Origin of the sequence: Wenyingzhuangia sp., from assembly GCF_039768515.1 — a bacterium.
Lineage (GTDB): Bacteria > Bacteroidota > Bacteroidia > Flavobacteriales > Flavobacteriaceae > Wenyingzhuangia.
Genome location: NZ_JBDNAI010000118.1, coordinates 15,019 through 32,894 on the forward strand (window position 1 = coordinate 15,019; position 17,876 = coordinate 32,894).

Annotated in this window: 16 protein-coding genes; 14 read left to right on the plus strand and 2 right to left on the minus strand. The window is 33.4% G+C overall.

Annotated elements, in window-relative coordinates:
- Positions 1-4 precede the first annotated feature (4 nt).
- The 14 genes from ABF281_RS07610 (at position 5) to rlmF (ending at position 14,917) form a co-directional block, all read left to right on the plus strand.
- Positions 5-1,318, plus strand: coding sequence for an AarF/UbiB family protein (locus tag ABF281_RS07610; protein WP_347181083.1), 1,314 nt, complete (start codon positions 5-7; stop codon positions 1,316-1,318).
- Complete coding sequence (locus tag ABF281_RS07615) at positions 1,315-1,944, plus strand: flavin reductase (protein WP_347181084.1); 630 nt, start codon at positions 1,315-1,317, stop codon at positions 1,942-1,944. Before ABF281_RS07610 ends, ABF281_RS07615 begins: the two co-directional genes overlap by 4 nt.
- Before the next feature lie 15 nt (positions 1,945-1,959).
- On the plus strand, positions 1,960-3,381 hold the full coding sequence (locus ABF281_RS07620) for an SDR family oxidoreductase (RefSeq protein WP_347181085.1): 1,422 nt from the start codon (positions 1,960-1,962) through the stop codon (positions 3,379-3,381).
- 4 nt (positions 3,382-3,385) lie between these two features.
- On the plus strand, positions 3,386-4,870 hold the full coding sequence (locus tag ABF281_RS07625) for an FAD-binding domain-containing protein (protein ID WP_347181086.1): 1,485 nt from the start codon (positions 3,386-3,388) through the stop codon (positions 4,868-4,870).
- Positions 4,871-4,930: 60 nt separating this feature from the next.
- Complete coding sequence (locus ABF281_RS07630; RefSeq protein WP_347181087.1) at positions 4,931-5,626, plus strand: SDR family oxidoreductase; 696 nt, start codon at positions 4,931-4,933, stop codon at positions 5,624-5,626.
- Between the two features lie 74 nt (positions 5,627-5,700).
- A complete protein-coding gene (locus ABF281_RS07635) occupies positions 5,701-5,871 on the plus strand; it encodes a Lacal_2735 family protein (RefSeq protein ID WP_347181088.1) in 171 nt (56 codons plus the stop codon).
- A 2-nt stretch (positions 5,872-5,873) separates the two neighbouring features.
- Complete coding sequence (locus ABF281_RS07640) at positions 5,874-6,332, plus strand: SRPBCC family protein (RefSeq protein ID WP_347181089.1); 459 nt, start codon at positions 5,874-5,876, stop codon at positions 6,330-6,332.
- A 77-nt stretch (positions 6,333-6,409) separates the two neighbouring features.
- Positions 6,410-8,041 carry an ABC transporter ATP-binding protein gene (locus ABF281_RS07645; RefSeq protein ID WP_347181090.1) on the plus strand — a complete coding sequence of 544 codons (1,632 nt, stop codon included), beginning with the start codon at positions 6,410-6,412 and terminating at the stop codon, positions 8,039-8,041.
- 4 nt (positions 8,042-8,045) lie between these two features.
- The gene (locus ABF281_RS07650; RefSeq protein ID WP_347181091.1) at positions 8,046-9,428 is read left to right on the plus strand and encodes a biotin/lipoyl-binding protein; all 1,383 of its coding nucleotides are present in this window, start codon (positions 8,046-8,048) and stop codon (positions 9,426-9,428) included.
- A complete protein-coding gene (locus ABF281_RS07655) occupies positions 9,428-10,819 on the plus strand; it encodes a TolC family protein (RefSeq protein WP_347181092.1) in 1,392 nt (463 codons plus the stop codon). The genes ABF281_RS07650 and ABF281_RS07655 overlap by 1 nt, the downstream gene beginning before the upstream one ends.
- A 32-nt stretch (positions 10,820-10,851) precedes the next feature.
- A complete protein-coding gene (locus tag ABF281_RS07660) occupies positions 10,852-11,313 on the plus strand; it encodes a TspO/MBR family protein (RefSeq protein ID WP_347181093.1) in 462 nt (153 codons plus the stop codon).
- Positions 11,314-11,598: 285 nt separating this feature from the next.
- A complete protein-coding gene (gene rlmD / locus ABF281_RS07665; protein ID WP_347181094.1) occupies positions 11,599-13,050 on the plus strand; it encodes a 23S rRNA (uracil(1939)-C(5))-methyltransferase RlmD in 1,452 nt (483 codons plus the stop codon).
- Between the two features lie 140 nt (positions 13,051-13,190).
- Positions 13,191-14,009 carry a DUF1853 family protein gene (locus ABF281_RS07670; protein ID WP_347181095.1) on the plus strand — a complete coding sequence of 273 codons (819 nt, stop codon included), beginning with the start codon at positions 13,191-13,193 and terminating at the stop codon, positions 14,007-14,009.
- 59 nt (positions 14,010-14,068) lie between these two features.
- Positions 14,069-14,917, plus strand: a complete 849-nt coding sequence (gene rlmF / locus ABF281_RS07675) for a 23S rRNA (adenine(1618)-N(6))-methyltransferase RlmF (protein ID WP_347181096.1) — start codon at positions 14,069-14,071, stop codon at positions 14,915-14,917.
- Between the two features lie 98 nt (positions 14,918-15,015).
- Here the strand turns inward: rlmF and xylA are convergent, their stop codons facing one another.
- Complete coding sequence (gene xylA, locus ABF281_RS07680; protein WP_347181097.1) at positions 15,016-16,347, minus strand: xylose isomerase; 1,332 nt, start codon at positions 16,345-16,347, stop codon at positions 15,016-15,018.
- A gap of 6 nt (positions 16,348-16,353) precedes the next feature.
- Positions 16,354-17,876 (minus strand): FGGY family carbohydrate kinase (locus ABF281_RS07685; protein WP_347181098.1); only part of this gene is annotated, 1,523 nt, incomplete at its 5' end.

The following is a 17,876-nucleotide window of genomic DNA, read 5'->3' on the forward strand; positions in this document are numbered from 1 at the left end:
ACACATGAAAACAATTAATAGCATCCCTACAGGAAAAATACAACGTGCTTCTAAACTAATTACAACAGGAGCTAAAGTGGGGGTCAATTATTTAAGATATAATGTTGAAAAAACTGTTGGAAATGCGACAACAGCAAAAAACAAACTAGACAAGTCTAATGCTACCGATATATATGATAGCCTTAAAGACATGAAAGGTAGTGCTTTGAAAGTTGCACAAATGCTGAGTATGGAAAAAAGCATGCTCCCAAAAGCATATGTAGAAAAATTTTCACTGTCACAATTTTCCGTCCCACCTCTTTCGTCAGCTTTGGTGCTCAAAACATTTAGAAAATATTACCGCAAAACTCCGAATCAAATTTATGATAGTTTTGACTTAAACTCGGTAAATGCAGCGAGTATTGGACAGGTGCACAAGGCAACTTTAAACAACAACACCCTAGCAGTGAAAATTCAATACCCTGGAGTTGCGGAAAGTATAAGTTCTGATTTGGCTTTGGTCAAGCCTATCGCAATGCGTATGTTTAATATCAAAGGAGAGGGTTCTGATAAATACTTCAAAGAAGTTGAAGACAAGCTAATAGAAGAAACCAACTACATCCTAGAGGTGTCTCAAAGCGTTGAGATAGCAGAGGCTTGTAAAGATATTCCAAATCTAAAATTCCCAAAGTATTATCCAGAATTATCCACCGATAGAATTATTACTATGGACTGGATGTCTGGTGTTCATCTTTCTGAGTTTGACATAGACCATGCAGATGAAACGACACGAACACAACTAGGTCAAGCCTTGTGGGATTTTTATATGTATCAAATTCATTGTCTAAAAAAAGTACACGCAGATCCTCACCCAGGAAATTTTTTAATCTCAAATGACCATGAATTGATTGCATTAGACTTTGGTTGTATGAAAACTATTCCTGAGAATTTCTATATTCCTTACTTTGAATTGGCAGATCCTGAAGTTATCAATAATGAAGTCCTGTTCAAAGAAAAATTATATGAACTTGAGATTTTAATCCCAGAGGATGGGGCCAAAGAAATTGAATTTTTTACAGAGTTATTTAATGATTTGTTAAGTCTTTTCACACAACCTTTCCACAGTGAAGAATTTGATTTTTCTGACCCCATATTTTTTGGAAAAATTGCTGAATTAGGAGAACGATTTAACAAAGACCCTAGAATCAAACAAATGAATGGTAATAGAGGGTCCAAACATTTCATATACATGAACAGAACATTTTTTGGTCTTTACAATTTGATGTTTGACCTGAAATCAAAGGACATCCAAATCAATAACTATAAAAATTTTGCATGAAAAAATTTACAAAAAAAGATATTGAAAGCTTAGAGAATATCTATAAGATTAATATGATCAATAGTGTTACAGGTATTAAATCTGCTAACTTGATAGGTTCAATTTCTAAAGAGGGTATTGAGAATGTATCTGTATTTAGTTCAGTAGTGCATTTTGGATCCAAGCCAGCTCTTCTAGGAGTAGTTTTCAGACCGATCAACTTACCTAGAAATACGTATGATAACATTAATGAAACTGGTTATTATACCATAAACACCATACATCAAAACATCATAAAAGACGCGCACCATACAAGCGCTAAATATGGTTCTGAGATCAGTGAGTTTAATCAAACAGGCTTGACAGCAGAATATAAAGAGAACATCAAGACTCCTTTTGTAAAAAACGCTCCCGTACAAATACTTATGAAATTTGTAAATGAATATTTTATAGAGGAAAACGGAACCGTTTTAATGCTAGGTAGTATTGAAGAACTATATATTAATGAGGAACTGATTCATAAGGATGGCTTTGTAGATCTAGCCAAAGGAGAGGCAGTAGGAATCAACGGTCTGGATGGGTATATTAAAACAGAACTCATTGAAAGAATACCCTACCAAAGGCCAAACAAAATAAATAAGGTTTAGAGCATATAAAATCAAATGAAAGTATTAATCACAGGAACTACTGGCTACATTGGCTTGAGACTAATCCCTATATTGTTGCAAAACGATATTGAGTTGGTTTGCTGTGTTAGAGACATACACAGAACTCCTGAGGAATACATTAACACACCAAAAATATCTTTCGTTGAAGTTGATTTTTTAAAGCCTGAGACCCTTTCAAATATTCCAAAAGATATTGATGCAGCTTATTACTTGATACATTCCATGTCAAGTGCTTCAACAGACTTTGCACTACTAGAAGCTATCTGTGCTGAGAATTTTAAAAAATACCTCAATAAAACCAGCTGTAAACAAGTTATCTACTTAAGTGGAATCGTAAATGATAATGTACTTTCAAAACATCTAAATTCTAGAAAACAGGTACAACATATATTAAGTGATGGTGATTTTTCGCTTACCACCTTTAAAGCAGGTATTATTGTAGGAAGTGGAAGTGCTTCTTTTGAAATCATAAGGGATCTCTCAGAAAAATTACCTCTGATGGTAACTCCAAAATGGTTGAATACTAGGACGCAGCCCATTGGAATTGCTGATGTCATCTCTTTTCTTTCAAAATCACTTTTACGTTCAGAGCTTTACAATAAATCGTACGACATTTCTAGTACTGAAATCCTCACTTACAAAGAGATGCTTTTACAATTTGCAAAGATAAGAGGTTTCAAAAGATGGATCATAACCGTTCCAGTCATGACTCCCAGACTTTCCTCATATTGGCTTTATTTTGTTACCTCAACTAGTTATCCACTAGCCAAAAGCTTGGTAGAAAGCATGAACGTTGAAATCATAGGAAAACCTTCAAACATCAACAAATTACTTGATATAAAACCTACTCCTTATATCACTGCAGTGGAAAACGCCTTTAAAGTCATTCAACAAAACACAATCATCTCCAGTTGGAAAGATGCAATAAACACTCCTGAATTGAGCGATGCTTTGGGAAAGCACATCAACCTACCTCATTTTGGATGTTTCAAAGACATTAGGCACGCAGATATAGTTGATGAAGAAATTACACTCAACAAAATATGGGCCATTGGTGGAAATACCGGATGGTACTATGGAAATATTCTTTGGAAATTACGTGGGTATATAGATCTGTTCTTTGGCGGAGTTGGACTACGAAGAGGTAGAACAAGTGATACAGATATCCAAACCGGGGATGCTGTTGACTTCTGGAGAGTTATTTATGCAAACAAACAAGATAAAAGATTACTATTATTTGCTGAAATGAAGATGCCAGGTGAAGCCTGGTTGGAATTCAAAATAATAAAAAAACAGCTCTATCAAAGAGCCATTTTTAGACCCAAAGGAATACTAGGTAGGATGTACTGGTACTCTGTTTTTCCTTTCCATGGGTTCATTTTTAAAGGAATGATTAAGAACATAATAAAACTCTAAGAACATGAATGCAAAAGAAAAATTAGCAATTGTTTGGTTAAAACGTGATCTTAGAATACAAGATAACGAAGCCATATTAAATGCCCTTAATACTGGTAAAAGAGTGTTACTACTATACGTTTTTGAGGATTTTTTGATTAAGGATCCGCATTACGATGTACGCCATTGGAACTTTATTAAAGAATCAATTAAGGATTTAAATAATATTTTATCAGAATACAATTCTAAAATATTAGCGGTTAACTCTGAAGTTGCAGCCACAATTAATTTACTTCAGCAAAAATATCATATCCAAGATTTATTTTCTCATCAAGAAACTGGTTTGCTATGCACTTATCACAGGGACAAAAAAATAAAACGTTACTGTCATAACAACTTAATTCAATGGAAGGAGAATATATGGAATGGCGTATTTAGAGGTATGACAAACCGTAAAGGTTGGGTGTCTCAGTGGACAGATTACATGAATAAAGATCTGATTGAGTTTAAGCCAAACAATCAATTACTTACCTTAAAGGAAATTGATGACCTTGAAAAAATATTTTCTGTAACAGACCTCTCAACTCCAGAAGAATCTCCAATTCAAAAAGGAGGAGTAACAGAAGCTTTGAATTATCAGAATACTTTTTTTAAGGAACAATATTTACAAAATACAAAGCAGGAATCTAGATTAAAAATTTCTAAAGACTCTTGTAGTAGATTGTCTCCTTACTTGGCTTGGGGTAACTTTTCAACAAGACAAGTTTGGCATGCAGCAAAAAACATTAGGCCCATCAGCAAAAACAAAAAAGACTTAGATTCTTTTACTTCAAGACTAAAATGGCAAGCACATTTTATTCAAAAGTTTGAGATGGAACACACCATGGAGGATTCCAGCATGAACAAAGGATATCATCTTTTGAAAAAAAGTGTTTCAGTTAAATATCAAGAAGCATGGCAGAAAGGAAATACGGGTATACCTATGATTGATGCATGCATGAGATGTCTTAATGAAACAGGATATCTTAATTTTAAGATGAGAGCCATGATTGTTTCTTTTTTTACCCACCTTCTTTGGCAACCCTGGCAGGATGGAGCAGTTTATCTGTCAAAGGTTTTTATTGATTTTGAACCTGGAATCCATTTTGCCCAGGTACAGATGCAAGCTGGAGAAACGGGTGTCAATACATTGAGAATTTACAATCCTGTGAAAGATGGGTATGAAAACGATAGTAATGCTAATTTTATTAGAAAGTGGGTGCCAGAATTGGCTCATTTACAAACCAAGCATATTCACGAACCTTACTTGATGACACCACTAGAACAGAACCTATATAATATAAAAATCGGGGTCGAATACCCATCACCAATTATAGATCTAAAAGCTAATAGAAAAAGAGCAAGTAAGATTCTCTGGGAGATGAAAAATGATGCCTTAGTCATGCAAGAGAACGACAGAATATTGGCAAAGCATGCGCCACACAAAGGAAGCTTAAATATCGCTGGATAATAATAGTGGTACTCTGAAAACATTCAAAAACTAAAATATAAATCATTAAAAACAAAAATAATGTCAACATATCTAATTATTGGTGCCTCTAGTGGAATAGGCCTAGCTACAACAAAACTCTTGAGTCAACATGGACATCACGTCATTGGTACGTATAATAAGACTATACCTGAAGAAATAAACAATGTTAGCTACTATCCCTTAGATATTACAGCAGAAAATATTGCTTTTGATTTCGTAAATGAAAGCATAGACGGAATTGTATACTGTCCTGGAAGTATCAATCTTTTACCTTTTGCTAGAATTAAACCCCAAGACTTTTTAAATGACTACAACTTACAAGTTGTTGGAGCGATTAAAACAATACAAGCAAATCTAAGAGCTTTAAAAAAAGGGGTAAATCCAAGCATAGTCATGTTTTCTACAGTTGCCGTACAACATGGTTTTAATTTTCATAGTCAAGTCGCTAGTTCAAAGGGGGCAATTGAAGGTTTAACCAGAAGTTTGGCTGCTGAATTGAGTCCGACAATTAGAGTCAATTGCATAGCTCCATCAATCACTCACACCCCTTTGGCTGAGAAATTACTAGGTAATGATGCAAAAGTGGAAGCAAACGCTCAAAGACACCCGTTAAAGAAAATTGGACAGCCAGAAGATTTAGCTAATATGGTTAACTTCTTGTTGTCTAAGGAAGCTTCCTGGATTACTGGGCAGATTTTGGCAGTTGATGGAGGAATGTCAACGCTTAAAGTATAATTAAAACTACTTCAATAGTTTGACATCAATTCAGCTAAAAGAGAGTACAAAAACAACCAAAAAATACTACAAATATGTTTTCATTTTTTAAATCAACATCAGAGCTAGAAAAGCTAGAGAAAAGTTACAAAAAACTATTAAAAGAAGCTTATGATTTGTCTACCATCAACAGAACTAAAAGTGATCAGAAAACATTTGAAGCTGAACAAATAGCAATTAAAATTCAAGAATTAAAAAAACAATAATCATGGCATTTTATCAATTAAAAAGAGAGCAATTTATAAATACATCACTAGATGAAGTCTGGGATTTTATGTCATCACCTAAAAATCTAAAAGACATTACTCCAAAGCATATGGGATTCGATATTACATCTGACAACAAAGAAGATAAGATGTACCAAGGGATGATTATCAGTTATATCGTAAGACCAATTTTAGGGATTCCAACAAAATGGGTAACTGAAATTACACATGTAGAAGACAAAAAATATTTTGTTGACGAACAACGAATTGGACCTTATAAAATGTGGCATCATCAACATATCCTAGAAGAAAAAGATGGTGGAGTAATGATGAGAGATATCATTACCTATGAACCACCATTTGGATTTTTAGGGGCCATTGCAAATCGTATATTCATTAGAAAGCAGTTAAGAGATATTTTCAAATATAGATTCAAAGCTGTTGATAATAAATATAATTAATGTATTACAGTAATAGTATTAATCATACTTATAACTGTTACTTTAACAATAATGCTTATTTTTGGTAAAAAACATACATGATTTTATCTCCACTAGTCAGATTTTGGAAACTCATAAACCCTTATAAAAAATCAATCAGACTGATTTACTATTACGCTATTATAAGTGGTGTTGTAAACTTATCCTTACCCCTTGGGATTCAGGCAATTATTAACTACCTACAGACAGGAGAACTCACAACCTCTTGGATTGTTTTGGTAGTTTTTGTGCTTATAGGAATTGCGACAAATGGTAAAATTCAAATAAATCAGTTAAGGATAGTTGAAGATATACAACAGAGTATCTTCGCAAAATCTGCTTTTGAGTTTGCTTACAGGGTTCCAAAGATCAAACAAAACAATTTAGATAAAGTACATGCTCCCGAATTGATCAATCGCTTTTTTGATGTTTTGACCATTCAAAAAGGACTACCAAAAATCTTAATTGATTTCTCTTTATCAGCATTTCAAATCATTTTTGGACTTACTCTGCTCACTATATACAGTTCCTATTTTATTATTTTAGGGATATCTCTATTCCTAATACTCTTTTTAATTTTTAAGATTACAGGACCCAAAGGGTTAAAAACAAGTATTACAGAGAGTAAATACAAATACAAATTAGCAGGATGGTTGGAAGAAATAGCTGGCAACACCAAAACTTTCAAAATATTAAACAAGGGTAATTTACATCTCGACAAAACAGATGACATCAACCTAAAATACTTAAAAAACAGAGAAGCACACTTTAAGATATTGATCAAACAGTTTATGCTATTTATAGGATTTAAAGTTTGGGTTGCTGCTGCTCTTTTGGTCTTAGGGGGATATTTGGTTTTTAATCAACAAATGAATATTGGACAATTTGTTGCTTCAGAAATTATCATCATCTTAATCATCAACTCGGTAGAAAAGATAACGAGAATCGTGGAGACTATATATGATGTTTTAACTGCTTTAGACAAAATAGGTTTTGTGACAGATCTAGAACTCGATGAAAGTTCAGGTAATGGAAAAATGATCTCTAACGATGATGGTGTTTCTATTGATTTGGTTGATGTTTCATTTAAATATGAGGAACAAGACAATTATGTTTTTAATAATTTATCCGTTAGCATAAAACCAAAAGCAAAAGTTTGGCTGAAAGGAAACACAGGTAAGGGTAAATCTACATTACTAAATATACTTGCTAGAATTCAAAATATAGAGGAGGGAAACATTTTCATCAATGGTAGACCTTCTGACTATTACAACCTAGACTCTTACCAAGAAGAAATTGGATTCATAAGTCCCTATTCCGGAATTTTTGAAGGTACAATAGAGGAGAATATTTTAGTAAATAGAGAAGTTGCTACTGAAGATTTAGATGAAGTATTAGAGCATTTACACTTAAAAAGCTACCTTTCTAATCTAAGCAATGGTCTCAAAACACAAGTATTTGCCAAAGGAAGAAAAATGCCAAAAAGTATTGTTCAGAAAATAGTGCTGGCAAGATATCTAGTAAGTAAACCTTCAATACTCCTCATGGAAGATCCTCTACAATTTATAGATGATGATGAAAAAAAATCTATTATCGATTATGTGATGGATGAAAAAAAATCTTGGACAGTTATTGTTGTAGCCGATAATTTATATTGGGCAGACAAGGCAAATCAAATCATAAAATTATAAGCTCATGTTAAACATTTCAGAAAATAGCATTGGCAAACTTTTGAATTTAAATCATTTTCAGTCTTACCGATACTTAAACAACAAGGATGCAAAAAAAAGAAGAATCTATTATGGGGTTTCTTTCATCTTTCTTTTGTTCTTTATGCTTTTTGTTCCGTGGACACAAAACATAAAAGGAAAAGGATACGTCACTACTCTTTTACCAGAACAAAGACCACAATCTATTCAATCTATCATATCTGGTAGACTAGAAAAATGGTATGTTCGAGAGGGGAATTATGTCAACAAAGGTGACACCTTAATTTATATCACCGAGGTTAAGAATGATTATTTTGATCCAAATCTAATCTCTAGAACTCAAGAACAAGTAGATGCAAAAAGTAGAAGTATTGTCTCCTATGACGATAAGATTACTGCTCTGAAAACACAATTGTCATCCATAAGAAAAAGTAGACTATTAAAACTAGAGCAAGTCCGAAATAGAATCATTCAAACAAAAAATAAAATTAATATCGATAGCATTGATCTAAATGCATACAGGATCAGATATGATATTGCAAAAAATCAATACAATAGAACACTTGAGCTTCACAATCAAGGGCTAAAATCTTTGTCTGAACTACAAGAAAAAGAACTAAAAAAACAGGGAATATTTGCTGCTTTCTTATCACAACAAAACAAGCTTGAAAATCAGAAAAACATGTTGATTAATTTTAAGTTGGAATTGTCTTCGACAGAACAAGATTACCAACAAAAAATATCAAAAACAAACTCAGATATCCAAAGTGCACTATCGTCAAAACTTGAAGCTCGTTCTCATACCTCAAAACTGCAAAATCAATTGAGTAACTATCAACAAAGGCAGAATTTGTACTTTATAACTTCCCCTACCGATGGCTACATTACCAAAACCATTAAAAAAGGAACGGGTCAGTTGATCAAAGAAGGAACAGATATACTTACGATTATGCCCTCTGATTATGATTTAGCAGTAGAGATTTATGTAAAACCACAAGATTTACCCTTGTTGCGTCTAAATGACCATTCTAGACTTCAATTTGATGGCTGGCCTGCAATGGTTATTAGTGGTTGGCCAGAAAAGTCAACAGGAGTGTTCTCTGGTAAAATTTTTGCGATTGATCAAAACATTAGTAATAATGGTAAATATAGAGTGTTGATTGCTCCTGATGAGAAAGAAAAAAAATGGCCTGAGAACTTAAGAGTAGGTACAGGAACCTATACTTTCGTGTTGCTTAAAGATGTGCCTATTTGGTATGAATTGTGGAGGAATTTAAACGGATTTCCACCTGATTTTTACAGAGCAGCTGAAGACAACACTGATGCAAAAGAAATAAAAACAAAAGCTCCTGTAAAATCTGTAAAATAATGAACAAAATTATTTACATACTCCTAATGCTCATAGGCATAAAAAACTATGCTCAAACAAAAGCTCAGGAAATACTCACTTATCAAGAATTCATCTTTAATGTCATCAGCGAGCACCCTCTTGCTAAAAGTGCAGAGTTAAAAGAAAAGGTTGCCAAAGCAAAATTACTGGCAGCCAAGGGGGGACTAGACCCCTATCTGACATCAAGTATAAATCAAAAGAACTTTGAAAATAAAGAATATTATAACATTTTTGAAAACAAAATTACGATTCCAACCTCTTTAGGAATTGCAATTACAGGTAGTTTTAACAACAACTCGGGAGAATATTTAAATCCTGAAGCCTATACAAACAACAACGGTATATGGAGTGCAGGGATTGAATTAGACCTATTACAAGGCTTGATAACAAACACTCGAAAAATAGCTTTAGACCAAGCCAAAGTATATCAAAGAATAGCTAAGAATAAACAACTACAATTGGTAAATAAATTGGTTTATGATGCATCAAAAGCCTATGCAGAATGGCAGCAATTTAACTCAATATGCAACATTCTTCAAAGTAATGTTGAGTTAAGTGAACGATATCTAACCAATATAAAAAACGCACTAACCAACGGCGAAAAAACTGCGATTGATACATTAGAGGCAAATGTATATTTGCAAAACAACAGAATCAATTTGCTTAAATACGAACAAAAATTGGTTGAAAAAAGACTTAAAGTTGAAAACTATTTATGGTACGAAAATATTCCAGTAGCAATGCAAAGCCATGTTCAGCCTGAAACAAACATCAATTATTATAAATTTGAAGAAATCACAGTTGATGAAAACTTAGACGACATTCCAATGATTGCAGAAAAAAGAGCAAAAATGGAATCACTAAGGTTGAAACAAAAACTAAATAGAGAAAAGCTAAAACCAAAATTAAAGCTCAAATACAACCCCATAATAAAAACAACCGATAATACATTTGGACTTTCAAATTACCTCTCTGAAAATCAAGTATGGGGAGCAAAATTGACCTTCCCTATTTTTTTCAGATCAGAAAGAGGTAAATATAGAGAAAGTAAATATGCTGTTGAGGAAATTAATTATGACATCGCCGTCAAAAAAAAGGAGATAGAAAATAAAATGATTGCCAACGAACAAAACCAAGAAGCTTTGACCCAACAAATAAAATTGCTACAAATGAATATTGATGGGTATGAAAAACTCCTTGTTGCCGAAACAAAGAAGTTTGAATACGGAGAAAGTTCTCTTTTTTTAATCAACAAAAGACAAGAAAATCTGATTGCATCAGAATTAAAATTATTGAGTAGTCAAAACATGCTTATCATCAATTACTTAAACTACTTATTGATGACAAACACTATAGTTCCTACTGAATAATCTAATTAAGTCTTAACATTATCATCCCTATTATGATCAAAAGGTTTTTATTATTTTTAATAATTAATTTTTCAGCCTTAGCCGCTGGGGGTCTTTTCACCAAAGCAGGCGTTCAATCAGACTGGTATGAAAATTTTAACAAAGCCCCTTGGTCACCACCCGGATATATGTTTGGTGTTGCATGGTCTGTTGTAATGATTTGTTTTGCCGTTTATATGGCCCTAATCTTTACTAAAACTGAGCAAAAAACAAAAATCATTATATTGTTTTTAATTCAATGGATTTTAAATATCGGCTGGAATCCAATATTTTTTTACTTCCACAAAACAACCATAGCCCTAGCAACAATTGTAACATTAACAATGATCATTGGACTTTTTTTAGTCACTTTTAGCTCTCATTTAAAATGGAAATCACTTTGGATTTCACCCTATCTGATTTGGCTGATTATTGCCACTTCGCTAAACGCATATATCGTATTTAAGAATGCTTAGTTTTTTTTGATGAAACACCTAACGACTTTATGATGACCTCAAAAGATCCATTTGACAATAGAATAAGGCAAACAAATACTATTTTAATTCAATAAATCATCGATGATGATTAGAACTATTTTATTTATGGGTCTATAAAGTATCGTTCCTTTTTAAAACATCATTGATTACTACCAAATCAAATAGTAACGTTTTAACCATCGGTTTTGAACGATTTTTTTTTTAGACAAATTTTTCGGTAATGAAAAATTCTAGTTTATAAACAAGTATTAGTACATTTGCCGAATGCCAAAAAGAGAACGAAATAAATTTGTAAAAAGAGGTGAAATCATCTCTATTACTATAGAAGACTATGCGTTTGGAGGAAAGGGGATTGGGAGAATTAGAAACGAAAATGGACAATTTGTAGTTTTTGTACCCAACACTCTACCTGGACAGACAGTACGATGTCAAATAAAAAAAACAAGCAAACAGTATGCAGAAGCCAAACTGTTTGAAGTATTATCACCATCAGATCAAGAGATAGAAGTCCCATTTCAATTGATTCCTGGAGCTCCATACATCAAGCTCCCAATTGATATTCAACATCAATACAAAAAAAACAGTACGCTAGAACTGTTCAAACGAATTGGTAAAGTCGAAAATATAGAAGACTTGTTTGATGAATTTATCAGTTCTCCTGAAGTATTCCACTATAGAAATAAAATGGAATATGGATTCTCTGCCATTCGATATGACTTTGAAAAAAAAACTGATGTAGATGAATTTGCTTTAGGGTTTAAAAAACGTGGTACCTGGTGGTGTGCAGAAAATCTTGATCAAGACTCTGGTTTATTTGATTCTCAAATAGAAAATAGTTTAAAGTACATTCGACAATTTTGTGAAGATACTGGACTAGACCCTTGGCATGCTCCTCAAAAAAGAGGATTCTTTCGCTATTTTGTTATTAGAAAAAGTTATAAAACCAATCAAATCTTATGTAATTTAGTTACAACTTCTCCACAAATATCCAATTTTGATATGGAAGCTTTTGTAGCGCTACTAAAGAAATTATTTGGAGAAAGGATTGCTGGGCTTATTCACACAACAAACGACGAAGTTGGAGATAGAACCCTAGCAGTAACCGGAACCGAAAAATTAATTTTTGGAGAAGATAGAATTGTAGAAAGCTTATTAGGGCTAGACTTTGAAATTTCTATGAAAAGTTTCTTCCAAACCAACCCAAAATCTGCGGAGAAGCTTTATGCTAAGGTTATCGATTACGCTTTAGAAAAAGCTGAGACTGTAAATGGTAAAATCGTTATGGATTTATTTTGCGGAACTGGAACTATTGGTCAAATATTAGCGTCAAAAACTACAGGAACTAAGATTATTGGTGTTGATATTGTCACTGATGCAATAAAAGATGCAGAACAAAATGCCAAACGCAATAAAATTGAAGGAGTAGATTTTTACGCAGCAGATGTTGGTAAATTTTTAGTACAATACCCCCAATACAAGGGTAATATAGAAACAATTGTTTTAGACCCTCCTCGAGCTGGAATAGCTCCAAAAACACTAGACAAAGTTATCAAAATAGGAGCAAATAGAATGGTCTATGTTTCCTGCAATCCTGCAACACAAGCGAGAGATACTGAAATCTTGAGACAAGCTGGATACCACATTTCTAAAATGAGCCTTGTCGACCAATTCCCACATACAGCTCATATTGAAAGCATTATTCTTTTTGAAAAATAAAAAAATCATACAAACATAAAAAACAAAGCTTCAGACAAATATTGTTTGAAGCTTTTTTATCTTTAGAAGTTTAGCATGACCTCCAAGATAAAAATTGTAGATAAACAGTTTAGTAGAGTAAAATAAAAACCCATAATGTAATGATTGAACTTTCTAAATTAAAAAAACAATACCAGGGATTAAAAAACACTCCTATTTTATGGAATGACGTTGATTTTTACGAATACCGACCTATAGAAATCCCATTTCATGAAAACATAGATTGGGCAAGTATAGATACGAGTAAGCACCATAGACTGGGTAAATTAGTAGAAATTTTTTATCAAAAAAATCTTGAGAAACAAGAAGCATATTGTTCACTGGCTCATAACATACAAATTCAAGTCGATAAACATCAAACAATTGGAGAGTTAGATTTTATAATACAGAAAAAAAATAATGAAATCCACCACATAGAACTGGCCTATAAATTCTATCTCTATAAACCTGATGAGCCTAATGAAATAAATCGATGGATTGGACCCAATCTTAAAGACTCCTTAGCACAAAAACTATTAAAATTAAAATCAAAACAATTCCCGCTATTAAAGAATAACTCAACAAAAAAGATATTATCCAAAAAAGGAATAAATCCACATAACATCAAACAATCGGTTCATTTTTTGGCCCAGTTATACGTACCACTTCACTTAAGAAATCAAACCTTTGCCAATATTAATCATGAATGTATCAAAGGTTACTACATCAGTCATCAAGAACTTGATATTTTACCTAATGGTGATTTATATCACCTCCCTATAAAAGTAGATTGGCTTATCGATCCAAAAAACAATGACACTTGGTGTTCTTTTGAGGAAATCAAAAAAGAAATTATAGAGCAAATTAATTTCAAACACAGCCCTTTGTTGTGGGTAAAAAGAAATAAAACTTACGAACGTTTGTTTATTACATTCTGGTAAATTAAAATATGATGATCATAACTGCTTATATATTGTTATACAACTCCTAAAAAACAACAATGCACAAAAAAAATCCATTTCAAGAATCTTACCAATTTGATCAGCTATCAAAAGCTTATCCAAGTCTTAAAAAACATGTGTTTACCAATAAATATGGTAATAAAACGATACGATTTGAAGATAAAGAAGCGGTTAAAGCACTAAACAAAGCAATCCTCCTATTACATTATCGATTGAGGTATTGGGAAATTCCAGAAAACAATTTATGCCCGCCAATTCCAGGTAGACTTGATTATCTACTCCATATAGACGAGTTGCTTGCAAACAAAAAAAACATTCATTTGTTAGATATCGGAACAGGTGCAAATTTAATATACCCCATATTAGGAAGGTGTCATTTCAACTGGAACTGTAAAGCAAGTGAGGTCAATCTGGAGTCACTACAAAATGCAAAACAAATCATACGCAAAAACAAATGTTTGCATGATATTGAACTTAGACCTCAAAAGTTCAAAAATAACATTCTAGTCAACATCATAAATCCTAACGATAGATTTGATGTTGTCGTTTGCAACCCACCATTTTTTAAAAATGCTACTGATGCAGCCAAAAAAAATGAGCGTAAGGTTAGAAATTTAAATCTCAACACTAAAAACACGCTAAACTTTGGAGGAACATCAAACGAATTGTGGTATAAAGGAGGTGAAGAGGCTTTCATAAAAAAAATGATTGTCGAAAGTGTCCAATTCAAAAAACAAGTAAACTGGTTTACCTGCTTGGTCTCTCAAAAAGAAAATCTTAAAAATATAAAGAGGGCGATCAATAAAATACAACCCACAGAAGTGAAAATCATAGAGATGGAACAGGGAAATAAAAAAAGTAGATGTGTGGCTTGGCGCTATTCATAAAAAATCCCTTCTCTAAACTAGAGAAGGGAAAACCAATCCAACAACTTTTGAACAAAAGCAGGTTAAACTAAACCAACAAGTCCTGCTTTAAAAGGTTGTTAAATATGATCATTAATAATATTTTCAAACAATTCTTGTTTACCACTAATACTAGGCAATTCCCCATTCTTTTTTGCAATGGTATAGAAATCTTCAAATGTTAACTTACCCTCTTCAAAGGCTTTACCGTTTCCGCTATCAAAAGATGTATAACGTTTGGTTCTTAAAGCCTCGTATTGTGATTCTCTTATGATTTTATCAGCAACCAACAAACCTCTTGCAAAGGTATCGGCCCCACCAATATGAGCTAAAAAAGCATCTTCTAAATCTGTAGAATTCCTTCTGATTTTTGCATCAAAATTAACTCCACCTCCTTGCAACCCACCAGCCTTTAAGAAAACCAACATGGCCTCTGCTGTTTCTTGAATATTATTTGGGAATTGATCCGTGTCCCATCCATTTTGATAATCACCACGATTGGCATCAACACTTCCTAACATTCCAGCTTGAGCAGCGATATCCATTTCATGTTGCATTGTATGACTTGCTAATGTGGCATGATTGACTTCTAAATTGATTTTAAAGTCATCTTGTAGTCCATATTTATTTAAAAAACCGATAACAGTAGCAGCATCAAAATCATACTGATGCTTTGTTGGCTCCATAGGCTTTGGTTCAATAAAGAAATTCCCTTTAAACCCCTTACCTCTTGCATAATCTTTAGCCAATCCTAAAAACTGACCCATATGGTCTAACTCTCGACCCATGTCTGTGTTCAAAAGAGACATATAACCTTCTCTACCTCCCCAAAAGACATAGTTTTCACCCTCTAACTCCATTGTCGCATCTAACGCCAATTTAATTTGTGCTCCGGCTCTTGCAACCACATCAAAATTTGGATTGGTAGCAGCTCCATTCATATAGCGTGGATTAGAGAAACAATTCGCAGTACCCCACAATAATTTAACACCACTTGCCGCTTGTTTTTCCTTTAAATAAGCAACAATTTCTTTTAAACGAGCCTCTGACTCTTCAAAAGTTGCTCCCTCTTGAATCAAATCAAAATCATGAAAACAATAGTAGTCAAAACCCATTTTTGTGATGAATTCAAAAGCAGCATCTGCTTTATTCTTCGCCGCTTGTATAGGATCAGAGTGCTGATCCCATTCAAAATTTTGGGTTCCAGGACCAAATGGGTCAGAGCCTTGACCACAGAAAGTATGCCAATAGGCGATAGAAAATTTAAAGTGTTCTCTCATCGTCTTTCCAGCAACAACTTGGTCTGGGTTATAGTACTTATAAGCTAACGGGTTTTTTGAATCCTTACCTTCAAACTTAATTTCTCCAATACCTGGGAAATATTCTTTATTCCCAATCGTTAATTTTGACATGATATATTATTTTATTTTTGTTTCTAATAATTTTAGCCACTTCTCATAAGCTTTAGTGTAAGCTTCTAATTTTGATTTGTCGGCTTGATATGTTTTGATGATATTTTCTTGATCAAATGCGACTTTTAAACTCTCAATTTTATTGGCCCCAAAACCTGCTCCAATTGCAGCACCAACGGCACCATTGGTTTCTTTGACTTGAATTTCTGCATGGGTCAATGTAGCAATAGTTTTAGCAAATATACTGGATTGGAACATATTGTCATTCCCTACTTTAATAACGCTTGGGTCTAAACCAAGTTCATGCATACATTTAATACCATAAACAAAAGAAAAAGCAATTCCTTCTATACAAGCCCTTACCATATGAGCGAGTTTGTGTTTGTTAAATTGCAATCCCTCAAACTGAGCAGCAATGATTGTATTCTGTAGCATACGTTCTGCTCCATTACCAAAGGGTAAAAAAGACAAACCGTCTGCTCCTATTTCTATCGAATTTGCTAATGTTTCTAACTCAAAATAATCCATATCCTCTGCTAAATTATTTCTCAACCAAGCATAAGCGCTTCCAGTTCCATTGATACACAAAAGTACCCCCAACCTTCTTTGCTTTTCTGTATGATTTATGTGAGCAAAGGTATTGACCCTATTATTCGGGTCAAATTTCAACTGATCAACCACTCCATAAACTACTCCTGAAGTTCCTCCTGTAGCTGCAATCTCGCCCGGCTCTAAAACGTTTAAAGAAAATGCATTATTGGGTTGATCTCCTGCCCTGTAAGAAACAATAGTATTCGGATCAAAGCCAAATTCATTTGCTATTGCAGAAGTTATTTTTCCTTGGTTTGAAAAAACTGGAACTATTTTTGGAATCAAGTCATAATCAAAACCATAATAATCCATAATGGTCTCGCTTAACTGATCATTCTTGAAGTCCCAAAACACCCCTTCGGACAAACCTGTATTTGTTGTTGTAAACTTCTGGGTAAATTTAAAAGCTATATAATCACCAGGTAACATTATTTTCCTTATCGTTTTATAGGTTTCGGGCTCATTTTCTTGAACCCATTTTAACTTAGAAGCAGTAAAATTTCCTGGAGAATTTAGCAAATGCTCTAAACAATTTTTTCTACCAATTTCCTCAAAGGCTTTGTCACCAATAGATACTGCTCTACTATCACACCAAATGATCGCTGGTCTAGCCGGTTCGTTATCTGAATTCAGTGTCACCAATCCATGCATCTGATAAGCAATACCGATAGCTATAACATCCTTTCTACAGAACTCAGTATTTTCAAAAAGTAAATCTGTGACTTTACATACATTAGACCACCAATCACTTGGATGTTGCTCCGCCCAATTTTCTTGAGGAGCATCTATTGTCATCTCTCGTTCAGGATACTGAGCAAGAGCCAAAACTTTTTTTGTTTTACTGTCAACCAAAGAAGCTTTTACAGATGAACTTCCTAGATCATAACCTATTAGCAGCATGTTTACATTTTTTTTTATACTATTTTGCTCTAAAACAA

Bases quoted from the DNA above. Each gene is read 5' to 3' on its own strand.
- ABF281_RS07610 (WP_347181083.1), top strand. From the start codon at position 5: ATGAAAACAATTAATAGCATCCCTACAGGAAAAATACAACGTGCTTCT.
- ABF281_RS07615 (WP_347181084.1), top strand. From the start codon at position 1,315: ATGAAAAAATTTACAAAAAAAGATATTGAAAGCTTAGAGAATATCTAT.
- ABF281_RS07620 (WP_347181085.1), top strand. From the start codon at position 1,960: ATGAAAGTATTAATCACAGGAACTACTGGCTACATTGGCTTGAGACTA.
- ABF281_RS07625 (WP_347181086.1), top strand. From the start codon at position 3,386: ATGAATGCAAAAGAAAAATTAGCAATTGTTTGGTTAAAACGTGATCTT.
- ABF281_RS07630 (WP_347181087.1), top strand. From the start codon at position 4,931: ATGTCAACATATCTAATTATTGGTGCCTCTAGTGGAATAGGCCTAGCT.
- ABF281_RS07635 (WP_347181088.1), top strand. From the start codon at position 5,701: ATGTTTTCATTTTTTAAATCAACATCAGAGCTAGAAAAGCTAGAGAAA.
- ABF281_RS07640 (WP_347181089.1), top strand. From the start codon at position 5,874: ATGGCATTTTATCAATTAAAAAGAGAGCAATTTATAAATACATCACTA.
- ABF281_RS07645 (WP_347181090.1), top strand. From the start codon at position 6,410: ATGATTTTATCTCCACTAGTCAGATTTTGGAAACTCATAAACCCTTAT.
- ABF281_RS07650 (WP_347181091.1), top strand. From the start codon at position 8,046: ATGTTAAACATTTCAGAAAATAGCATTGGCAAACTTTTGAATTTAAAT.
- ABF281_RS07655 (WP_347181092.1), top strand. From the start codon at position 9,428: ATGAACAAAATTATTTACATACTCCTAATGCTCATAGGCATAAAAAAC.
- ABF281_RS07660 (WP_347181093.1), top strand. From the start codon at position 10,852: ATGATCAAAAGGTTTTTATTATTTTTAATAATTAATTTTTCAGCCTTA.
- rlmD (WP_347181094.1), top strand. From the start codon at position 11,599: ATGCCAAAAAGAGAACGAAATAAATTTGTAAAAAGAGGTGAAATCATC.
- ABF281_RS07670 (WP_347181095.1), top strand. From the start codon at position 13,191: ATGATTGAACTTTCTAAATTAAAAAAACAATACCAGGGATTAAAAAAC.
- rlmF (WP_347181096.1), top strand. From the start codon at position 14,069: ATGCACAAAAAAAATCCATTTCAAGAATCTTACCAATTTGATCAGCTA.
- xylA (WP_347181097.1), bottom strand. From the start codon at position 16,347: ATGTCAAAATTAACGATTGGGAATAAAGAATATTTCCCAGGTATTGGA.